The sequence below is a fragment of the Planococcus sp. NCCP-2050 genome, assembly GCF_023708025.1.
Classification (GTDB): domain Bacteria; phylum Bacillota; class Bacilli; order Bacillales_A; family Planococcaceae; genus Planococcus.
Genome location: NZ_BRCX01000007.1, coordinates 65,796 through 87,415, shown reverse-complemented (window position 1 = coordinate 87,415; position 21,620 = coordinate 65,796). Strand labels below are relative to the sequence as shown.

The following is a 21,620-nucleotide window of genomic DNA, read 5'->3' as shown; positions in this document are numbered from 1 at the left end:
TCAAGATGAGATTTCCCATTGCGCAAGCAAGTAAGATCCCTCAAAGACGATGAGGTAGATAGGTTCGAGGTGGAAGCGTGGCGACACGTGCAGCTGACGAATACTAATCGATCGAGGACTTAACCAATATGGCTTCCTGAAAAGCGCGTTTCACCTGTTTCGATGTCGAATATCCAGTTTTGAGTGAACAAGTCACTCTGAAAAAAATAGTCCAGTGATGATGGCAAAGAGGCCACACCCGTTCCCATCCCGAACACGGAAGTTAAGCTCTTTTGCGCCGATGGTAGTTGGGGGTCTCCCCCTGTGAGAGTAGGACGTCGCTGGGCACATGGAAAGTCGTTACTGTAGCCGGTAACGGCTTTTTTTATATTTTTCCTATTTATTTCTTATCTCCTGTTCTCTGAATAGAGTAAAAGCGGCGTGATCGTAATTTCAAGAGCTCATCAGTAGATGTATCCAATTTTAAAATGGTTTAACTTAGCTACTAAACATTAAGTATTTACAGGTTTTCTACTAACGGGACCATGCTATTTTTAGATAGTGATTTTTATGAGAATTTCTTGTTCATTATAGTAAATTTACCTAATGTTCCTTGCAATTGCTTACTAACTCTACTAGTATGAAACATGAATCTTTATAGGAGAGAAAGGGTGCAAAAAGTGGATATTAATCCGTGGTTAATGGTCTTGATTATTTTTTCCATCAATATCGTCTATGTTTCGTTCTTTACCATCCGAATGATTATGACGCTAAAAGGATACCGATATTTAGCGGCAGCTGTCAGCATGGTGGAAACGGTTATTTATATAGTAGGTTTAGGATTAGTATTGGATAATTTAGATCAAATTCAAAATTTGATAGCCTATGCAATCGGTTATGGATCAGGTGTCATTGTCGGATCTAAAATTGAAGAGAAAATGGCATTAGGTTATATTACTGTAAATGTCATTACAAGTGATGAAGATCCACTTCTTCCTAAGAAATTGCGGGAGAAAGGCTATGGGGTAACGGATTGGATAGCCAATGGCATGGAGGGCGGACGTCAGTCGATGCAAATTTTGACTCCTCGCAAAATGGAGCTTCAATTATATGCCACTATTAAAGAATTAGATCCGAAAGCATTTATCATTGCGTATGAACCTAAAACAATCCATGGCGGATTCTGGGTGAAACAAGTAAAGAGAGGGAAATTATTTAAATGAGTAAGAAAACGATCTGGTTCGAGGTGGGCGAAAACGAAACAATGGATGCCTGCTTAGAACGAATGAAGCGAGAAGGCTATGCGGCTGTGGGGCGAAAAGAAGAGCCGTTATTTGAAGAAATTGATGGTAAGCCTGTACCTATACGCCAAATAGTAAAATTTAAAGGCATGAAATTAAATGAATAAGTAAATATTTGTTATAAAGACGAACGATTATGAAGTAAGATGTTTAATCGTTCGACTTTATCGTTGACTCCTCAGTTGTCTCTTGTTATGATGATTGTGGATACCCCATATATGCAGAAGGATTGGCTTCTGCGTTTCTACCAAGACACCGGAATGTCTGGACTATGCGGGAAAGCAACTTATGGATAATTGGCGAAAATGTGCTTATTTACGGCATCATTTATAAATCGTCTAATGAGAAAGTCCTTAAGTAAACTGCTTTTCACGTTATGTGAGCAGTTTATTTAAGGGCTTTTATTTGTTTTAAAGGAGAGATATTGTGATGAATCCACGGATTGGCGTCATTATGGGAAGTTCAAGCGATTGGGAAACAATGAAACATGCATGTGATATTTTGGATGAACTCAACATAAGTTACGAAAAACAAGTGATTTCGGCTCACCGTACTCCTGATTTAATGTTTAGCTATGCAGAACAGGCAAGAGAAAGAGGTCTGCATGTGATTATCGCCGGTGCTGGCGGAGCGGCTCACTTGCCCGGAATGGTTGCAGCAAAAACGACTTTGCCCGTAATTGGCGTACCCGTTCAATCAAAAGCTTTAAATGGTTTGGATTCTCTTTTATCTATTGTACAAATGCCAGGAGGTGTTCCGGTAGCGACTGTAGCCATCGGAAAAGCAGGAGCTGTAAATGCAGGCTTACTGGCTGCACAAATCCTTGGAACTACTGATACAACAGTGGCAGAAGCGTTAGAAGATAGAAGAAAACGGACCCATGAAGAAGTCTTAAAAAGCACAGGTGATTTAAAATGACTAAAATTATTCTTCCAGGGCAAACGATTGGAATCATTGGCGGTGGCCAGCTTGGACGCATGATGGCCATGGCTGCCAAAGAAGCAGGGTTTAAAATTGCGGTCTTAGATCCAGCCATGGATTCTCCAACTGGGCAGATTGCGGATATTCAAATCGTAGCTCCTTATAATGATTTGCACGCACTTGAAGAGTTAGCCGAGGTAAGTGATGTGATCACCTATGAGTTCGAAAACATAGACGTGGCTGGCTTGGAAAAGTTAAGTGAAATCGCTTATGTTCCCCAAGGATCGGAACTGATCCGGATAACGCAAAATCGCATATTTGAAAAACAAGCGATTTCTGAGGCGGGCGTTCCAATTGCTGATTATATCACTGCCTCCACATACAGCGAATTAGAAGAGAAAAGCGCTGGCCTCACTTTTCCGTTTGTGGTTAAAACGGCGAAGGGCGGATACGACGGCAAAGGGCAGCAAACCATCCATTCAAAAGAGGAATTGCCATTGGCTGAGCCGTTATTCCAAAACGGGGATTGTGTGGCAGAATCCTTTATCGATTTTACGAAAGAGATTTCCGTTATAATTCAGCGGAATGTCCACGGCGCAATGGAAATTTTGCCGATCGGGGAGAATATCCATAAAGACCATATCCTCCACCAAACGATTGTGCCAGCTCCTGTGGCGGATGCAACGATCGAACAGGCCAAAGATGCGGCGAATAAAATCGCGAGCCATCTGGAGATGATTGGCACTCTCGCGGTTGAAATGTTTGTTTTGGAGAATGGAGACATTCTTGTGAACGAGCTGGCGCCGCGCCCTCATAATTCTGGCCATTACTCCATTGAAGGCACGAATAGCTCACAGTTCCATCAGCATATCCGGGCCATTTGTGGTTGGCCGCTCAGAAAGCCAAAATTATGGGCAGATACCATTATGGTGAATATTCTTGGCGAGCATGTCGCACCTTTGACTTCTAAGATTTCGCAGTATCCAAACTGGTCAGTGCATCTATACGGCAAAGATGAAGCGAAGCATAAGCGCAAAATGGGCCATGTTACAATATTAACGGAAGACCTGAAAGGGACTTTAAAAGAAATCGACGAATCCGGTATTTGGCCGGAATAATTGGAGGAAATTGTTTATGATCGCACGTTACACAAGACCCGAAATGGGTGCAATTTGGACTGACGAAAACCGCTACAACGCTTGGCTGGAAGTGGAGATTTTAGCTTGTGAAGCATGGGCTGAAATTGGTGATATTCCAAAAGAAGATGTCGTGAAAATCCGCCAGAACGCTTCGTTTTCAGTAGATCGGATTTTGGAGATCGAAGAAGAAACGCGTCACGATGTTGTCGCGTTTACGCGTGCGGTGTCTGAAACTTTGGGCGAAGAGCGCAAATGGGTGCATTACGGACTGACTTCTACAGATGTAGTTGATACAGCCCTATCTTATTTGATTAAACAGGCAAACACAATCATCCGTAAAGATTTGACAAATTTCATTGAAGTTTTAGCAAATAAAGCCAAAGAACATAAAATGACCGTCATGATGGGCCGTACGCACGGTGTTCATGCAGAACCGACAACTTTCGGTTTGAAACTGGCATTGTGGCATGAGGAAATGAAACGCAATTTAGAACGATTCGAAGCAGCAGCGAAGACGATCGAGACCGGGAAAATGTCAGGGGCAGTCGGAACTTATGCAAATATCGATCCGTTTGTTGAAGAGTATGTCTGTAAACAATTGGGCTTAGCCGCTTCTCCGATTTCAACACAGACTTTGCAGCGCGACCGCCATGCGCAGTATATGAGCACACTGGCTTTAATTGCAACGTCTATTGAGAAGTTCGCGACAGAAATCCGCGGTCTTCAAAAATCGGAAACGCGTGAAGTGGAAGAATTTTTCGCGAAAGGGCAAAAAGGATCTTCAGCGATGCCGCATAAACGCAATCCGATCGGTTCAGAAAACATGACGGGCCTTGCGCGCTTAATCCGCGGTTATATGGTCACTTCCTACGAAAACGTCTCACTTTGGCATGAACGCGATATCTCCCATTCGTCAGCAGAGCGTGTGATTTTACCGGATGCAACGATTGCGCTGAACTATATGTTGAACCGCTTCTCGAATATCGTGAAGAATTTGACGGTATTCCCTGAGAATATGAAGCGCAATATGGATTCAACGCTTGGCTTGATTTATTCGCAGCGGGTGCTGTTGGCGCTGATCGATAAAGGCATGGCACGTGAAGCTGCATATGACACGGTTCAGCCTTGTGCGATGGAAGCATGGGAAAACCAGACGCATTTCCGCAAAATCGTGGAAGCGAATGAAACGATTACATCTCAATTGTCTAAAGAAGAATTGGACGATTGCTTTGACTATAACCATCACTTGCAGCAAGTGGACATGATTTTCAACCGGCTTGGATTAAACTAAACGGAGGCTTCTCACATGGAAAAAGGTCAGCTATTGTACGAAGGCAAGGCAAAACGCTTATATGCAACGGACGAACAAGCTATTTTATGGGTGGAATACAAAGATTCAGCAACAGCTTTTAATGGGGAAAAGAAAGCGGAAATTGCCGGCAAAGGCATGTTGAACAATAAAATCACATCATTGATTTTCGAAAGATTGCAGGAGGCGGGCATTGCCTCGCATTTTGTTAAACAATTGTCTGACCATGAGCAGCTCGTGCGGCAAGTGGCGATTATTCCGGTCGAAGTGGTGACACGGAATATCGTTGCCGGCAGCATGGCGAAGCGCTTCGGTTTAGAAGAAGGAACCGTTTTGAAAAAGCCGATCGTCGAATTTTATTACAAAGACGATGAACTTGGCGATCCGATCATGACAGAAGACCATATTGAAATGCTGGAACTCGCAACAACTGATGAAGTTCAGGAATTACAGGAAAAAGCGCTAGCGGTCAACCAAATCTTAATCGGCTTCTTTAAAGAAGTCGGCGTGGACTTAGTGGATTTTAAAATCGAATTTGGCCGTGGCCAAGACGGCCGTATTTTGTTGGCAGATGAAATTTCACCGGATACATGCCGTTTGTGGGATGCCAAAACGAAACAAAAACTTGATAAAGATGTATTTCGCCGGGATCTGGGCAATTTAACGGAAGCGTATGAACTCATTTTAGCTAAACTGGGAGGACAACATTCATGAAAAAGGTAAAAATCTACGTCACTTTGCGCGAAAGCGTATTGGATCCGCAAGGGTCTGCAGTAATGGGGTCTCTTCACAAAATGGGCTATGCGGAAGTTGAAGACGTCCGGATCGGCAAATACTTGGAATTGATGATCTCGGATGACGCACAGGATGTTGATGCGTTAGTAAATGAAATGTGCCAGAAGTTATTGACGAATACGGTAATTGAAGATTACCGTTTCGAAATTGAGGAGGCTGTCTCGCAATGAAATTCGCAGTAATCGTATTTCCTGGGTCCAATTGTGATTTAGACATGTACCATGCGGTCAAGGATGAACTGGGTGAAGAAGCAGAGTATGTATGGCATGATTCAACAGATTTAAGCGGTTATGACGGGATTTTATTGCCAGGCGGGTTTTCGTATGGCGATTACTTGCGCTGCGGTGCCATTGCGCAGTCATCAGCAGTGATGGATGAAGTGAAAAAAGCGGTCGAAGCCGGCAAGCCGGTTCTTGGCATTTGCAACGGATTCCAGATTTTGACGGAGGCAGGCCTGCTTCCGGGCGTTTTGCTCCGCAATAAAAACTTGAAATTCATGTGCAAGACAGTCGGTTTGAAAGTGGAGAATGCCAACACGCTATTCACGAACGAATATGCAGAAAGCCAGGAAATCCAAATTCCGATCGCTCACGGCGAAGGAAATTATTATTGCGACGATGCAACATATGAGCAGTTGAAAAAGAACAATCAAATCGTTTTTTCCTATGCAGACGATTTTAACGGCAGCCGCAACAACATCGCTGGGATTGTCAATGAACGCGGCAATGTCCTTGGCATGATGCCGCATCCGGAACGTGCTGTATCCGATTTGATCGGCGGCAGCGACGGCTTGGCCCTATTTAAATCAATTGTGAAACAGTGGAGGGAAGCAAATGTCAGTCATGCTTGAGCCAAATACTGAGCAGATCAAAGAACAGAAAATCTATCAGCAAATGGGATTATCCGATTCAGAATTTGCCATGGTGGAGAAGATTTTAGGAAGAACGCCGAATTATACAGAAACCGGTTTGTTTTCGGTCATGTGGTCAGAGCATTGTTCGTATAAAAATTCAAAACCGGTCTTGGCGAAATTCCCGACAAAAGCGCCGCGTGTACTTCAAGGACCGGGCGAAGGCGCCGGGATTGTGGATATTGGAGACGGCCAGGCAGTGGTCTTTAAAATGGAATCCCATAACCACCCTTCAGCAATTGAACCGTATCAAGGAGCGGCAACAGGAGTAGGCGGCATCATCCGTGACGTCTTTTCAATGGGAGCGCGCCCGATTGCAATGTTGAATTCGCTTCGTTTCGGTGAATTGACAACGCCGCGCGTTAAATACTTGTTTGAAGAAGTAGTGGCTGGAATTGCTGGATACGGCAATTGCATCGGCATTCCGACTGTCGGCGGAGAAGTTCAGTTCGATGATTCCTATGACGGCAACCCGCTCGTAAACGCGATGTGTGTAGGCTTGATCAATCATGAAGACATCCAAAAAGGTGTAGCGTCAGGCGTCGGCAACCCGGTGATGTATGTGGGAGCGAAAACTGGGCGCGACGGCATCCACGGTGCTACTTTCGCATCGGAAGAATTGACGGAATCATCGGGCGATAACCGCCCAGCCGTGCAAGTGGGTGATCCATTTATGGAAAAACTCTTGCTTGAAGCATGCCTGGAACTCGTGAAATCCGATGCACTTGTCGGTATTCAGGACATGGGCGCAGCTGGCCTTACTTCTTCGTCGGCTGAAATGGCTTCAAAAGCGGGATCCGGCATTGAAATGGATCTTGACCATGTGCCGCAGCGCGAAACAGGAATGACGGCTTATGAAATGATGCTGTCGGAATCACAGGAACGCATGCTGATTGTCGTGAAAAAAGGCCGTGAACCTGAGATTGTGGAATTGTTTGAGAAATACGGATTGGATGCAGTTACAGTTGGTACCGTAACGGATGACTCGACTTTGCGTTTAGTGCATAAAGGGGAAGTCGTAGCAGAAGTGCCGGTTGATGCCTTGGCGGAAGATGCGCCCGTTTACCATAAACCATCAAGTGTGCCTGCTTACTTTAAAGAGTATCAGCAAATGGACAACGCAGAACCGAAAGTGGAAAACTACAGCGAAACATTGAAGGCGCTATTGCAGCAGCCGACAATCGCTTCAAAAGAATGGGTCTACGATCAATACGACCATCAAGTCCGGACAAGTACAGTCGTCAGCCCAGGATCGGATGCAGCGGTTATCCGTGTTCGCGGAACGAATAAGGGCTTAGCGATGACAACGGATTGCAACTCCCGCTATATCTATTTGGATCCGGAAACCGGCGGCAAAATTGCGGTCGCGGAAGCTGCACGGAACGTAGTCGTTTCAGGTGCAAAACCGCTGGCTATCACGGACTGCCTGAACTTCGGGAATCCTGAGAAGCCGGAAATCTTCTGGCAGCTGGAAAAAGCGGCAGATGGCATGTCTGAAGCTTGCACCATTCTTGATGCACCGGTTATTGGCGGGAACGTTTCTTTATACAATGAAACAAACGGCACGGCAATTTATCCGACGCCGACCATCGGTTTGGTCGGTTTAGTGGAAGACCTGTCGCATGTTACGACTCAAGATGCGAAGCGTGCAGGAGACTTCGTTTACTTGATCGGCGAAAGCTTGACGGAATTCGGCGGCAGTGAACTTCAAAAAATGGTAGAAGGCCGGATTTTCGGCAAAGCGCCGGCAATCGATTTGAAGGTTGAAGCACAGCGGCAACAGCAGATTTTAGAAGCTATCAAAGGCGGCTTCGTTGCATCTGCTCATGACGTAGCAGAAGGCGGCGTTGCGGTCGCACTGGCAGAAAAAGCGTTCGGCAAGGGACTTGGAATTGAAGCTTCGCTTTCAGGTTCAGCCACTACGGCTTTATTCAGCGAATCGCAATCGCGCTTTGTTTTGACCGTTTCTCCGGACAAGGCACAAGCGTTCGAACAAGTTGTTACAGATGCCAAGCGAATCGGAACAGTCACAGATACCGGGACATTGACGATCAAAAGCGAAGACGGCACCATTTGGATCCAAGATTCAGTCGAAGCCCTTCGCACAGCTTGGAAAGGAGCTATCCCATGCTTGCTGAAATCAGAAGCTTAAATGAAGAATGCGGCGTCTTTGGAATATGGGGCCATCCGAATGCAGCGCAGCTATCGTATTACGGGTTGCATGCTTTGCAACATCGCGGCCAAGAAGGCGCAGGGATTGTCTCAACAGATAAAAACTACTTAAAAGCGCTAAAAGGCGAAGGCATGGTCAGTGAAGTGTTTACGCCAGAGAAGATTGAAGGCATTGCCGGGACAGGGGCGATTGCCCATGTCCGCTATGCAACAGCAGGGGGCAGCGGAATTGAAAACGTCCAGCCGCTGCTCTTCAACTCGACTACTGGCAGCTTAGCTATTTCCCATAACGGCAACTTAGTCAATGCGACGGAACTAAAAAGCCATTTGGAACGCCAAGGCAGCATCTTCCAAACCACTTCTGATACCGAAGTGCTGGCGCATCTCATTAAACGCAGCGGCTATGCGACGTTTGAAGAGCAAGCTAAAAATGCGTTGTCTCTATTAAAAGGAGCATTTGCCTGTGTGATTTTAAAGGAAGAGGCGATGTATGTCGCACTTGATCCGAACGGTTTGCGCCCGCTTTCTCTTGGGAAGCTGGGCAACGCTTGGGTAGTGGCTTCTGAAACTTGTGCTTTTGATATCATCGGTGCGGAATTTGTCCGTTCAGTGGAGCCAGGGGAATTTTTGGTCATTACAGATGACGGCTTACGGGCTGAACGTTTTGCTTACCCGCAGGAACGGTCTATTTGTACGATGGAATATGTTTATTTCTCACGACCGGATTCAGATATTGATGGCATCAATGTGCACGCAGCGAGAAAGCGCCTCGGCAAACAGTTGGCAAAAGAAGTTCAGATCGATGCAGATGTCGTAACCGGTGTTCCGGATTCGAGCATTTCCGCTGCTATTGGATTCTCGGAAGAAAGCGGCATTCCATATGAGCTTGGTTTGATCAAGAACCGCTATGTCGGCCGGACATTTATCCAGCCTTCTCAAGACTTGCGCGAGCAAGGGGTCAAAATGAAGCTGTCACCAGTGCGCCAAGTCGTGAAAGGCAAACGCGTCATCATGGTGGATGATTCGATTGTCCGCGGAACGACTTCGCGGAGAATTGTGAACTTGCTGAAAGATGCGGGAGCGACGGAAGTGCATGTTGTCATCAGTTCACCGCCGATCAAAAGCCCTTGTTTTTACGGCATCGACATTTCCACTTCGGGAGAGTTGATCGCAGCAAACAATACGATAGAAGAAATGCGGGAAATCATTGGCGCAGACTCACTCACATTCTTGTCAGTGGACGGAATGGTGCAAAATATTGGACGTACCGACCCTGGAGCAAAATGCGGCCATTGCTTAGCGTGCTTTACAGGGGAGTATCCGACAAACATTTTCCCGGATACAGTGCTTCCGCATGAAAAAGAGAAAGTGAAATAAGGGGGAACCGGCATGTCAAAAGCATATGAACAGGCAGGCGTAAATATCGAAGCAGGCTATGAAGCAGTCAACCGAATGAAATCCCATGTGGAGCGTACGGCGCGTAAAGGGATGCTCGGTGCATTCGGCGGTTTTGGCGGCATGTTCGATTTGTCTGAGCTGAATTTGAAAGAACCGGTTCTTGTTTCTGGAACGGATGGAGTCGGAACAAAATTGAAGCTGGCATTCATGGCAGACCGCCACGATACGATCGGCATCGACTGTGTGGCGATGTGTGTCAATGACATTGTTGCACAAGGGGCGGAACCGTTATTTTTCCTCGACTATATTGCCGTTGGAAAAGCGGTTCCTGAAAAGATTGAGCAAATTGTCAAAGGGGTAGCGGATGGCTGTGTACAGGCAGGCGCTGCATTGATTGGCGGCGAAACAGCCGAGATGCCGGGTCTTTATGAAGCAGATGAATACGACATCGCCGGATTTGCAGTAGGGGCAGCGGAGAAATCCAAGATCGTTACAGGCGAAAAAATCCAGCAGGGAGATGTGTTGATCGGGTTAGCTTCGAGCGGCATCCATTCAAACGGCTATTCGCTCGTACGCAATATCGTCTTTGATCAGCACCATTATCAGCTGGATCAAATTATCGAGGGCTTTGAAGATTTAGGGCCGCTTGGCAATGAATTGCTGACACCGACAAAAATTTATGCGAAAACGGTCGCAGCCATCGCGAACGATGTTGAAATTCATGGGATGGCCCACGTAACCGGCGGAGGATTTATCGAAAACTTGCCGCGCATGATGCCTGAAGGCTTAGGTGCTGAGATTGAACTCGGCAGTTGGCCGGTTCTCCGCATCTTCGACATGCTTCAGGAAAAAGGTTCACTGACTGACCGCGATTTGTTCTCTGTTTTCAATGCAGGCATCGGTTTTGTACTGGCTGTTGCAGCAAAAGATGCTGAGCAAGTTCTGGCATCAGCCATAGCAAGCGGTGAACAGGCATATATCATTGGCCAGGTGTCCGGCAAGTCTGGTGTGCAATTTAAAGGGGAACAGGATGGGACCCTCGATGAACAATAAACCTAAAATCGCCGTTTTCGCTTCTGGAAACGGCTCTAATTTTCAAGCGATTGCCGATGCGATTCAAAAAGGCGAGCTGCAGGCCGAATTGGCATTGGTTGTGACTGACCGACCGACTGCTTTTGTCGTAGAACGCGCCGAAAAGCTTGGGGTGGCATCTTTTGCATTTATCCCGTCTCAATACGATACGAAACAATTATATGAAGAGATGTTAAAGGAAAAACTCCAGAGTTTAGGTGTAGAATGGATTGTATTGGCAGGATATATGAGATTGATTGGACCGGTTCTGCTTGCGGCTTATGAAAATCGCATCATTAATATCCATCCTTCAGTGCTGCCCGCTTTTCCCGGGAAAGATGCCATCGGCCAAACGCTTGCATCAGGCGCTGAATTCGCGGGTGTGACCGTCCATTACGTCGATGCGGGAATGGACACCGGCAAAATCATTGCCCAACAATCATTTGCTGTTGACGGACGTACACGCGAAGCGGTCGAAAAAGAAATCCATGAAATTGAACACCAGTTATATCCTGCAACGTTGCAGCAATTATTCAATCAGTAACACCCATCTGCAGTATTTATAGGAGGACGTATCGTGAAAAAAAGAGCTTTGCTAAGTGTATCGGATAAATCAGGGATCCTGGAGTTTGCGCAGGAACTGGAAAAAATGGATTATGAAATCCTATCGACAGGCGGAACAAAACGCTTTTTAGAAGAAAATGGCGTTGCGATTACAGCAGTTGATGAAATTACCAAATTCCCCGAAATTCTGGGCGGACGCGTCAAAACCTTGCATCCATTAATCCACGGCGGTCTTTTGGCTAAACATGACGATGCCACGCATCAACATGAAATGGCTGAAAACGGCATATCCCCAATTGATATTGTATGCGTTAATTTATACCCATTCCGTGAAACAATTTCAAAGCCAGGCGTAACGGTTGACGATGCGATTGAAAATATCGATATCGGCGGCCCGACAATGCTACGTTCTGCAGCGAAAAACCATGCCTATGTGACGGTTATTGTTGATTCCGAAGACTACGCGATTGTGGCTAGCGAGTTGCAAAACGGAAATGAGACAACTTCAGAAACGAGACGCCGCTTAGCTGCTAAAGTTTTCCGCCACACAGCTGCATATGATTCGTATATCTCCAATTATTTAACGGAATTGACAGGTGAGGAATATCCGGATCAGCTGACGCTTACATATGAATTGCAACAGCCGCTTCGCTATGGAGAAAATCCGCATCAAAAAGCGGCATTTTACCGCAGCCCGCTAGGCTCGGATTTTTCAATTGCCCATGCCGATCAATTGCATGGCAAGGAATTGTCTTACAACAATATCCAAGATGCCAATGCGGCACTCCAAATCATCAAAGAATTTACGAAACCCGCTGCCGTAGCAGTCAAGCATATGAACCCTTGCGGTGTTGGAACAGGTGAAACGATTTCTGAGGCATTCAATAAAGCTTATGAAGCCGATTCAACTTCCATTTTTGGCGGCATCGTGGCGTTGAACCGGGAAGTTGATGCTGAAACAGCTCAACAATTAGCCGGAATTTTCCTTGAAATTATCATAGCGCCTTCTTTTTCGGAAGAGGCGATTGAATTATTGACGCAGAAGAAAAATATCCGTTTATTGACGATCTCTTTTAGCCGCACAAAACAAGACAAATGGAATACCGTGACAGTGGAAGGCGGACTTTTAGTCCAGCAGCCGGATGCATTTGGCTATGATGAAGCGGAAATTTCAGTGGCGACGGATCGGGAACCGACTGCTGAAGAATTAGAAGCGCTGAAGCTTGGCTGGAGCGTTGTTAAACATGTAAAATCCAATGCGATTGTCGTTTGCAATTCCGCTATGACTTTAGGTATTGGGGCCGGTCAAATGAACCGGGTAGGCTCTGCAAAAATTGCTTTGGAACAGGCAGGAGAAAAAGCGCAAGGGGCAGTTATGGCTTCGGATGCCTTCTTCCCGATGGCAGATACGGTAGAAGCTGCTGCAAAAGCAGGCATTAAAGCAATTATTCAACCAGGCGGTTCAAAAAAAGACCAGGATTCAATTGATAAAGCGAATGAATATGGCATTGCGATGATCTTTACAGGCGTTCGCCATTTCAAACACTAAGCCGGAGGTGTTAAGATGAAAGTTTTAGTCATCGGAAGAGGCGGTAGAGAACACGCCATTGTTCGCCAGTTTTCTCGTTCGGCATCTGTCGAACAAGTTTATGCCGCACCCGGAAATGATGGGATGCGCACGGATGCAGAATTAGTGGAAATTGACGAAATGGACTTCGCAGCATTGGCAGATTTTGCGGCAGCGAAGAACATCGATTTCACTTTTGTCGGACCGGAACAGCCGTTAGCTGCTGGGATCGTCGACTTTTTCAAAGACCGCGGGCTGCGTATTTTCGGACCATCAAAAGAAGCTGCGAAAATCGAAGGCAGCAAAGCGTTTGCTAAGGAATTAATGAAAAAATACGGCATTCCGACAGCTGCTTATGAAACGTTCACGGAAGTTCAGCCTGCAATTGAATTTATTCGATCGACAGGAGCTCCGATTGTCATTAAAGCGGATGGGCTTGCGGCAGGGAAAGGCGTCGTTGTGGCCACTTCTGAAGAAGAAGCCATCGCTGCCGTGAAAGATATGCTCGAAGGCCAAAAGTTCGGCGAATCGGGTTCCCGCGTCGTAATCGAAGAGTTTCTTGCTGGCGAAGAGTTTTCGTTCATGTCGTTTGTCCAGGATGGCGAAATCTATCCGATGCCGATTTCCCAAGACCATAAACGTGCTTTTGACGGCGATAGAGGTCCGAATACGGGCGGGATGGGTGCCTACTCACCGGTGCCGCAAATTTCTGAAGCCATTATAGAAGAGACATTTGGCACCATTGTCGATCCGGTGATCGGTGCAATGGCAGCAGAAGGAACATCGTTCAATGGCATTTTATATGCCGGCGTCATCTTGACGGAAGAAGGTCCGAAAGTCATCGAATTCAATGCGCGTTTTGGAGATCCTGAAACGCAAGTGGTCCTTCCGAAGATGAAATCTGATTTCGGCGCATTCATGGATGCAATTTTAGACGGCCGGAAATTTGATTTGGAATGGGACGGCCAGGCTATGCTTGGCGTTGTCATTGCTGCTGACGGATATCCTGGTGAAATCGAAAAAGGCATCCTGTTGCCAAGTTTTGAGGAGCTTCAAGGGGTTGAAGTGGTGCATGCCGGGACGCGGGAAACCCATAAAGGTTTCGTCGGCAACGGCGGGCGTGTCCTGCTAGTTTCAGCTAAAGGTGAGTCGCTATTAGCTGCACAGGAAAAAGTCTATGAGGAATTGGACAAGCTCGAATGGCTTGGCTACTTCTACCGGACAGACATCGGATGGCGTGCAATGCAAAATTGAATATGTTAAACTTATAAATGACACAAATTCGTATCGGAGATGTGTCATTTTTTGTTTAATTCCCCGCCCTTGGGGTATTAAAAATTGAGTTGAGGATTTTCAACTGCCCACTTTTACCTCTTAATCACACTCCATAACGAACTAGTTAGCAAGACCCCAGAAACAAAATCAGCAGGGCACCCAAATTTGAAAGGAGCACAAACTATGAATTGGTATGAAAAACTAAATCAGTATTTCCCAGTAGAAGAAATGAAATCAAAAGAGCATATGGATACGTTGCTGAAAGAAAAAGGCAGTGTTTATTATAAAGATGAAGGGCCTTACCATGTCTTGATGTACGCAGAGTTTCCGACTTTCTCGTTTGTCGATTATTTATTCGTTTCTAAAGAATCGCGCGGCATGGGCTTAGGGAAGAAAACTTTGCAAATGCTGAAAGACAAGAACAAGCCGATCATCCTTGAAGTGGAACCTGTAAACTACGAGGACACGGATACTGAAAAACGCTTGCGCTTTTATGCTAGAGAAGGCTTTCAACACGCTGCATCCATCGGCTATTGCCGCCGTTCGCTAGCGACTGGTGAAGAGAATTCGATGGAAATCCTTTACTGGGCGCCGAACAACGAATCGGAAGAAGAAATTTTCGAGGCGATGAAGAAAATGTATGAGGACATCCATACGTATAAAGACGAGCATTTTTACGGCGAATCGTACGAACCGACTTCAAAGGTCCTGTCATTCAATAAAAATGAAAAAGAGAATGTCTTGGATCCCTTCAATTCAACAACTGCAAAATAAAGTGAAATCCACGCTGCCGGCGTGGATTTTTTGTGTCTGATTATGGTCAGAATGTTCTAGTATTATCCAGTCCTCTCTGTATTTTCATGCATTATTATGCTACGATATTATGCATAGAGATAGAGGAAGAAGGTGCCGGATATGGGAAACCCATTATGGAGAAATACTGAAATCAGACAACAACTTAAAATTATCGACAAAGAATTAGCACCGGATCTCTTATTGGTAAATGCTACTTATTTGCATGGCATTTTCAAAAAATGGATGACCGGAAATATATGGATAAAAGGGGATCGCATTGTTTATGCAGGGCCGGATATGGCGAAAATCGATGCATCCACAGAAGTGATTGAGATGGAAGGGAAGTATATCGTACCGGGTTATATTGAACCCCATGTCCACCCTTATCAGCTCTATAATCCCCAAACATTTGCGAATTATGCAGCTCAAGGCGGAACTACAACGTTCCTATCCGACAACTTGACTTTGTTTTTATCATTGGAAAATGAGAAAGCGTTTTCATTATTGGATGAAATGGCAGAGCTGCCTTTTAACTTTTATTGGTGGACGAGATTTGACTCGCAGACGGAGCTGAGCGAAGAAGACCGGTTGTTCACTTCAAAATCAGTCGGAGAGTGGCTGGAGCGGACCGACGTCTGGCTAGGCGGGGAATTGACCGGATGGCCGAAGCTTTTGGCTGGCGACGATCAAATGCTTTACTGGATTCAAAAAGCGAAAATGAGCTTGAAAAAAATTGAAGGGCATTTCCCGGGTGCTTCCGAGAAAACCCTTGCGCGCATGCGTTTGCTTGGGGCAGACGGAGACCATGAAGCGATGACCGTGGAAGAAGTGGAAATGCGCCTCCTCCACGGTTATGGCGTCACGCTTCGCCATTCTTCCATCCGGCCGGATTTGCCGGTATTGTTAAAAGGCATTGTGGAAAAAGAGCTGAATGTCTTTGATAAATTAATGATGACAACGGACGGTTCAACTCCCGGCTTCCACTTGGACGGCGTGATGGACCTTTGCATCAAAATCGCGTTAGAAGCGGGAGTGCCAGCAATCGATGCGTATATGATGGCGTCTTATAATGTCGCCCGGTATTACAATGTAACAAGTTTGCACGGTTTGATTGCAACTGGGCGTTTTGCCAACTTGAATATATTGGATTCCCTGGAGAACCCTGTTCCATCCGGTGTGATTTCAAAAGGGGTTTGGCTAAAACGGGACGGCCAGAAAGTTTTTGACTTGCCGAAAATCGATTGGTCCGTGATGCCGGACTTGGATCTCGATTTTGACTTAACAGAAGATGACTTCCAATTTTCGATGCCTTTCGGGATTGAAATGATTAATGACGTTATTACAAAGCCTTATTCAGTGAGCGTCGATACGCATGAAGGAACGCTATCGCAAGATCATGAAGAAAGTTTTCTAATGCTTCTCGACAAGCATGGAAAATGGCGCGTAAACACATTGATTAAAGGCTTTGCATCCGGTGTCAGCGGATTTGCTTCGTCCTATTCCAATACAGGAGATATCATTCTGATCGGCAAGAGCCGAAAAGATATGTGGCTCGCTTTCGATGAATTGAAGCGTTTGAAAGGCGGGATTGTCCTTGTGGAAGAAGGAGAAACCGTTTGTTCGCTTCCGCTTCCGATCGGCGGGGTGATGTCGGAGCTGCCGATGGAAGAATTGATCCCCCAAGAAATGGCGTTGAAGAAAGCGCTGAAAGACCGCGGCTATTCAAAAGGAGATGCCGTCTACACGCTCCTTTTCCTGCAGGCGACCCATTTGCCTTATGTGCGTGTCACCCAAAGAGGGATTTACGATGTAATGAATAAAAAAATCTTATTTCCGGCGTTTATGAGGTAAACAGACGATGAAAAAAAAGTCATGGCTTATATGGATCATCTTGCTTTGGGCGGCAGCTGCAGCTGCTGTCTTTTGGATGATGAGTGAGAAAAAAGAAGAGCCGGCTGAGCCGGAAGCAATAATAGAACCGGAAATGCCTGTTGAAGAAACTGGGAAGTCTACCGCTCCTTTTACAGGATTGGAGAGGGAACAGGAATTGAACCAGCGGCCTGTCATGGCAGTTATCAATAACCATCCGCATGCAAGGCCCCAAACGGGTCTGACACAGGCGGATATGGTTTTTGAATTATTGGCCGAAGGAAATGTTACGAGATTTCTTGCGCTCTATCAAAGTGACATCCCGAACCAAATCGGGCCGATTCGCAGTGCGCGTGATTATTTTGTTCAGTTAGCAGCAAACTACGATGCTTTTTTTGTAGCGCACGGCTATAGCCCGGATGCGAAAATGCTGTTGGACAGAGGCGTTGTCGATCACATCAATGGCATGGCTTATGACGGCACCTTGTTTCAGCGTTCAACTGACCGGATAGCGCCGCATAATTCCTATATCAGTTTTGACAATATAAAAACAGGAATGGATATGGTGGATGCCGAACCTTCTTTTGACGGGGAGTCAGCATATCATTTCTATGACAACTCTGAAAGTGCTAAACTGATGGAACAGGCTTCTTTAATAGAAGTCGCGTACGGTTCAGATCCCATGTTTCAAAATCTCTATACATATGATGAAACGACCCATCGATACAGCCGATCTTCAGGCGGGGTTTTGACAGGCGATAAAGAATCGCTTGAAATCATGGAGATCGCCAATGTTGTGTTTTTTGAAACTGCTCATGACGTGATTGACGAAAAGGGACGGTTGGCGATTGATCTGGAAAGCGGTGGAGATGCGCTTGTTTTCCACGGGGGCGGCCGGCTTGAAGCCGAATGGACCGTTGAAAATGGAATGTTGGTCCCGGTTCAGAATGGCGAACCTGTAAAATTGGCGCCAGGCAAAACATGGATCCATCTCATTCCGGAAAATCCAGGATTGGATGGAATGGTCAGTGCCACGCCATAATAATTTGAAATGAAAGGACGGTGAAACTGTATGCAGGTAGATAAAATCCGAGGCGCACAGACAGACCAATTAATTGAAGCGATTCTAGCGCTAAAAGACAAAGAAGAAGCGTATCGCTTTTTTGATGATTTGTGCACCATCAGTGAAATTCAATCACTTTCGCAGCGCCTAGAAGTTGCTCATATGCTGCGGATGAAAAAGACGTACGAAAAGATCAAAAATGAAACAGGCGCCAGCACTGCTACGATTTCGCGAGTCCGTCGATGCTTGAATTATGGCAATGATGGCTATGATGAAATGCTGGGCAGATTGTATCCAGACGAAAAGCCATTCGAACTTCCTAAAGACTGAAGGATTGAAAAGCTTATAAGCGCCTGATTAGGATCGATTTTAAGCGGAGTTTTCCGCTTGGCCAGCTAGAAGCACAGCTCCTATCGGGATTTGGCATGAGAAAAAGAAGAGGGTTGTCCAGTGAGTCTGCTATTCGGCTTAATGGACAGCCCTTTTTTTGCTATAATGAAAGAGCGAATAGAGAAGCGAAGTTAGGTGGACGATGATGGACTTTCAAACATGGCGGCATGTATTCAAATTAGACCCGGCAAAGTCAATTTCAGATGGACAGTTGGAACGAATTTGCGAATCTGGGACTGATGCCATCTTGATTGGCGGCAGTGATAATGTCACACTCGACAATGTCCTGGATTTAATGGCGCGAGTCCGCCGGTTTACAGTTCCGGTCGTGCTCGAAGTTTCGACAATTGAGTCGGTGACTCCGGGATTCGATTATTATTTTATTCCCACGGTGCTGAATAGCGACAATCCGCTTTGGATCAAAGGGCTTCACCATGAAGCGATCCGGGAGTACGGAGAAATTATGGATTGGGAAGAGTTGGTTCCGGAAGCATATTGCATTTTGAATCCAGCTTGCAAAGCTGCGGAATTGACTGGAGCAAAGACGGATTTATCGGCGGAAGATGTACTCGCTTATGCGAGAATGGCGGAGCATTTTTTTCGGCTGCCGATTTTTTATATGGAATACAGTGGAGCCTATGGCGACCGTGAATTGGTGGGGCAAGTTAAGAACGTCCTTGACCAGACGCGGTTATTTTATGGAGGCGGCATCGATTCGGTGCAGAAAGCACAGGAAATGGCGCTTATTGCGGACACAGTGGTGATCGGCAACATCCTCTATGAAGACTTGGAACAGGCATTAGCGACTGTGCAGGCAGTTGCGGAACTAGACAACAACTCGCTATAATAGAAAGAACAGATGTTCGAGGTGGTGCGAAATGGAAATCATTACAAAGAATTTACTTAGAGGAATGAACCCGGAACAAGAACAAGCAGTAAAAACGACAGAAGGGCCGCTCTTGATCATGGCGGGTGCCGGATCCGGGAAAACACGCGTGCTCACTCACCGTATCGCTTATTTGGTATTGGAAAAAGAGGTTTACCCTTCCAATATCTTAGCAATCACTTTTACAAACAAGGCAGCGCGTGAAATGCGCAGCCGGATCGATGGACTCCTTGGCCACGGAACAGGGGAGCGGATGTGGGTTTCTACATTCCACTCGATGTGCGTGCGGATTTTACGCCGGAACATCGACCAGCTTGGATTTTCGAAAAACTTTTCGATCTTGGATACGACAGACCAACTGACGGTTATTAAAAACGTATTGAAGCAGCAAAACCTGGATCCGAAAAAGTATGAGCCGCGGACGATGCTGAATGCTATTTCTTCGGCAAAAAACGAATGCATCGATGCCAGCGAATTTGCAGCGAATATGAACGCGCATAACCCTTATGAAAAAACCGTTTCGGAAGTTTATTTGGCTTATGAAAAACGTTTGAAGAAAAACCAATCACTCGATTTCGATGATTTAATCATGACGACATTGAAATTGTTCAATACCGTACCGGACGTATTAGAATTCTACCAGAATAAATTCCAGTACATCCATGTAGATGAATACCAGGATACGAATAATGCCCAATACCAATTGGTGCAGAAACTGGCAAGCAAATTCAAGAACATCTGCGTAGTAGGGGATTCTGATCAGTCGATTTACCGCTGGCGCGGGGCGGATATCACGAATATCCTCTCGTTCGAAAAAGATTACCCGAATGCCAAAGTCATCATGCTTGAGCAGAATTACCGTTCGACAAAACGGATTTTACAAGCAGCGAATGACGTCATTAAAAAGAATACAAGCCGCTACCCAAAAGAACTGCGAACAGATAACGATGAAGGCCCTTCAATCATTCTCCACAAAGCGGGCGATGAACGGCAGGAAGCGCAATTTGTTGTGCAGACCATCCAGAAATTGATGGAGGAAGAAGGCTATAAAACGTCTGACTTTGCGATTCTTTACCGGACGAATGCCCAGTCGCGTGTAATGGAGGAAATGTTCGTCAAATCGAATATGTCCTATAACATCGTCGGCGGCACCAAGTTCTATGACCGCAAAGAAATCAAGGATCTACTCGCTTATTTAAGGCTGATTGCGAATAACGACGATGATTTGTCGTTGGCGCGGATCATCAATGAGCCGAAGCGCGGCATCGGGGCAACATCCTTCGAACGCATGGCCCGTTTTGCGATCGATCAAGACCGCACCATCATGGATGCCTTGCAAGAAGCTGATTTCATGGGACTGACAGCGAAAACGGCCCAGACAGTCCTTGAATTCCGTTCCATGATCGATGGTTTCACCCAAATGCAGGAATTTTTGTCTGTGACGGAATTGGTAGAAGAAGTGCTGAAGAAATCAGGCTACCGCCAAATGCTGCAAAACGATAAAACCATTGAAGGCGAAAGCCGCCTGGAAAACTTGGAAGAGTTTTTATCGGTGACGAAAGCATTTGAGAAGCAGAGCGATGATAAATCCTTAGTGGCGTTTTTGACGGACTTGGCGTTGATTTCCGACATCGATTCGTTGGATGACGAGGAAGATGCCGATGGACCGATCATCTTAATGACAATGCACGCTGCAAAAGGGCTGGAATTTCCGGTTGTCTTCATCATCGGCTTAGAAGAAAACGTCTTTCCGCATTCCCGTTCAAATCTGGATGATGATGAATTGGAAGAAGAACGGCGCTTGGCCTATGTCGGAATTACGCGTGCAGAGCACCGCCTCTATTTGACGCATGCGACGTCGCGTACCCTTTTCGGCAAAAGCAATTACAATATGCCTTCCCGGTTTATCAGCGAGATTTCAGAAGAGTTGATCGAACAAACGATGGCGAATTACCGGGCAGGCGCTCCGACGAGCTATAGACAAGCTCCAAAACGCGCCGCAGTCACCCGCCCGGCCTACCAGCAATCGGGTGGAGATAAACTTGGCTGGCAGCCTGGAAACCGTGCCAAGCATAAAAAATGGGGTACGGGTACAGTTGTCAGTGTGAAAGGCGAAGGGGAGCAGATGGAGCTCGATATCGCTTTCCCAAGTCCGGTAGGCATCAAACGCCTGCTGGCAAAATTCGCACCAATTGAAAAAGAATAGCCGGGAGGAA

At 46.1% G+C, this 21,620-nt stretch carries 20 protein-coding genes, 2 rRNA genes and 1 riboswitch; all 22 genes read left to right on the top strand.

The annotated features are described in order from the left end of the window. Positions 1-127 (top strand): 23S ribosomal RNA (locus NFU07_RS16565); the annotation flags it as partial. A gap of 83 nt (positions 128-210) precedes the next feature. Further along, positions 211-326, top strand: a 5S ribosomal RNA gene (rrf, locus tag NFU07_RS16560). Between the two features lie 354 nt (positions 327-680). Beyond that, on the top strand, positions 681-1,202 hold the full coding sequence (locus NFU07_RS16555) for a DUF2179 domain-containing protein (RefSeq protein WP_397443745.1): 522 nt from the start codon (positions 681-683) through the stop codon (positions 1,200-1,202). After that, the gene (locus tag NFU07_RS16550; RefSeq protein WP_251480177.1) at positions 1,199-1,387 is read left to right on the top strand and encodes an NETI motif-containing protein; all 189 of its coding nucleotides are present in this window, start codon (positions 1,199-1,201) and stop codon (positions 1,385-1,387) included. Before NFU07_RS16555 ends, NFU07_RS16550 begins: the two co-directional genes overlap by 4 nt. Before the next feature lie 85 nt (positions 1,388-1,472). Further along, positions 1,473-1,572, top strand: a riboswitch (purine riboswitch). A 137-nt stretch (positions 1,573-1,709) separates the two neighbouring features. Further along, entirely contained in the window at positions 1,710-2,198 is a 489-nt protein-coding gene (purE, locus tag NFU07_RS16545; protein ID WP_251480174.1) for a 5-(carboxyamino)imidazole ribonucleotide mutase, read from the top strand. After that, positions 2,195-3,319, top strand: a complete 1,125-nt coding sequence (purK, locus tag NFU07_RS16540) for a 5-(carboxyamino)imidazole ribonucleotide synthase (protein WP_251480171.1) — start codon at positions 2,195-2,197, stop codon at positions 3,317-3,319. Before purE ends, purK begins: the two co-directional genes overlap by 4 nt. A gap of 16 nt (positions 3,320-3,335) precedes the next feature. Continuing rightward, positions 3,336-4,631, top strand: coding sequence for an adenylosuccinate lyase (gene purB, locus NFU07_RS16535; protein WP_251480168.1), 1,296 nt, complete (start codon positions 3,336-3,338; stop codon positions 4,629-4,631). 15 nt (positions 4,632-4,646) lie between these two features. Further along, the gene (gene purC / locus NFU07_RS16530) at positions 4,647-5,363 is read left to right on the top strand and encodes a phosphoribosylaminoimidazolesuccinocarboxamide synthase (RefSeq protein WP_251480165.1); all 717 of its coding nucleotides are present in this window, start codon (positions 4,647-4,649) and stop codon (positions 5,361-5,363) included. Continuing rightward, on the top strand, positions 5,360-5,614 hold the full coding sequence (purS, locus tag NFU07_RS16525) for a phosphoribosylformylglycinamidine synthase subunit PurS (protein WP_235198566.1): 255 nt from the start codon (positions 5,360-5,362) through the stop codon (positions 5,612-5,614). The genes purC and purS overlap by 4 nt, the downstream gene beginning before the upstream one ends. Further along, the gene (gene purQ / locus NFU07_RS16520) at positions 5,611-6,294 is read left to right on the top strand and encodes a phosphoribosylformylglycinamidine synthase subunit PurQ (RefSeq protein ID WP_251480162.1); all 684 of its coding nucleotides are present in this window, start codon (positions 5,611-5,613) and stop codon (positions 6,292-6,294) included. The genes purS and purQ overlap by 4 nt, the downstream gene beginning before the upstream one ends. Continuing rightward, positions 6,278-8,506 (top strand): phosphoribosylformylglycinamidine synthase subunit PurL, encoded by a 2,229-nt coding sequence (gene purL / locus NFU07_RS16515; RefSeq protein WP_251480157.1) that lies wholly within the window; start codon positions 6,278-6,280, stop codon positions 8,504-8,506. The genes purQ and purL overlap by 17 nt, the downstream gene beginning before the upstream one ends. Then, positions 8,482-9,903, top strand: a complete 1,422-nt coding sequence (gene purF, locus NFU07_RS16510) for an amidophosphoribosyltransferase (protein WP_251480154.1) — start codon at positions 8,482-8,484, stop codon at positions 9,901-9,903. Before purL ends, purF begins: the two co-directional genes overlap by 25 nt. A gap of 12 nt (positions 9,904-9,915) precedes the next feature. After that, entirely contained in the window at positions 9,916-10,977 is a 1,062-nt protein-coding gene (gene purM, locus NFU07_RS16505; protein ID WP_251480150.1) for a phosphoribosylformylglycinamidine cyclo-ligase, read from the top strand. Further along, on the top strand, positions 10,967-11,539 hold the full coding sequence (gene purN, locus NFU07_RS16500) for a phosphoribosylglycinamide formyltransferase (protein ID WP_251480147.1): 573 nt from the start codon (positions 10,967-10,969) through the stop codon (positions 11,537-11,539). The genes purM and purN overlap by 11 nt, the downstream gene beginning before the upstream one ends. Positions 11,540-11,572: 33 nt before the next feature. Next, on the top strand, positions 11,573-13,108 hold the full coding sequence (gene purH, locus NFU07_RS16495; protein WP_251480144.1) for a bifunctional phosphoribosylaminoimidazolecarboxamide formyltransferase/IMP cyclohydrolase: 1,536 nt from the start codon (positions 11,573-11,575) through the stop codon (positions 13,106-13,108). Positions 13,109-13,123: 15 nt separating this feature from the next. Continuing rightward, a complete protein-coding gene (purD, locus tag NFU07_RS16490; protein ID WP_251480140.1) occupies positions 13,124-14,380 on the top strand; it encodes a phosphoribosylamine--glycine ligase in 1,257 nt (418 codons plus the stop codon). Between the two features lie 204 nt (positions 14,381-14,584). Continuing rightward, the gene (locus NFU07_RS16485; protein ID WP_251480137.1) at positions 14,585-15,175 is read left to right on the top strand and encodes an N-acetyltransferase; all 591 of its coding nucleotides are present in this window, start codon (positions 14,585-14,587) and stop codon (positions 15,173-15,175) included. A 141-nt stretch (positions 15,176-15,316) separates the two neighbouring features. Further along, positions 15,317-17,047, top strand: a complete 1,731-nt coding sequence (locus tag NFU07_RS16480) for an adenine deaminase C-terminal domain-containing protein (RefSeq protein ID WP_251480133.1) — start codon at positions 15,317-15,319, stop codon at positions 17,045-17,047. 7 nt (positions 17,048-17,054) lie between these two features. Then, positions 17,055-18,107 carry a DUF3048 domain-containing protein gene (locus NFU07_RS16475; RefSeq protein ID WP_251480130.1) on the top strand — a complete coding sequence of 351 codons (1,053 nt, stop codon included), beginning with the start codon at positions 17,055-17,057 and terminating at the stop codon, positions 18,105-18,107. Between the two features lie 30 nt (positions 18,108-18,137). After that, positions 18,138-18,458 (top strand): YerC/YecD family TrpR-related protein, encoded by a 321-nt coding sequence (locus tag NFU07_RS16470; protein WP_251480126.1) that lies wholly within the window; start codon positions 18,138-18,140, stop codon positions 18,456-18,458. Between the two features lie 205 nt (positions 18,459-18,663). Continuing rightward, a complete protein-coding gene (gene pcrB / locus NFU07_RS16465) occupies positions 18,664-19,365 on the top strand; it encodes a heptaprenylglyceryl phosphate synthase (protein ID WP_251480123.1) in 702 nt (233 codons plus the stop codon). Positions 19,366-19,396: 31 nt separating this feature from the next. Further along, positions 19,397-21,610: a DNA helicase PcrA gene (gene pcrA / locus NFU07_RS16460; protein ID WP_251480120.1), complete on the top strand. Its 2,214-nt coding sequence runs from the start codon at positions 19,397-19,399 to the stop codon at positions 21,608-21,610. The last annotated feature ends 10 nt before the right edge of the window (positions 21,611-21,620 follow it).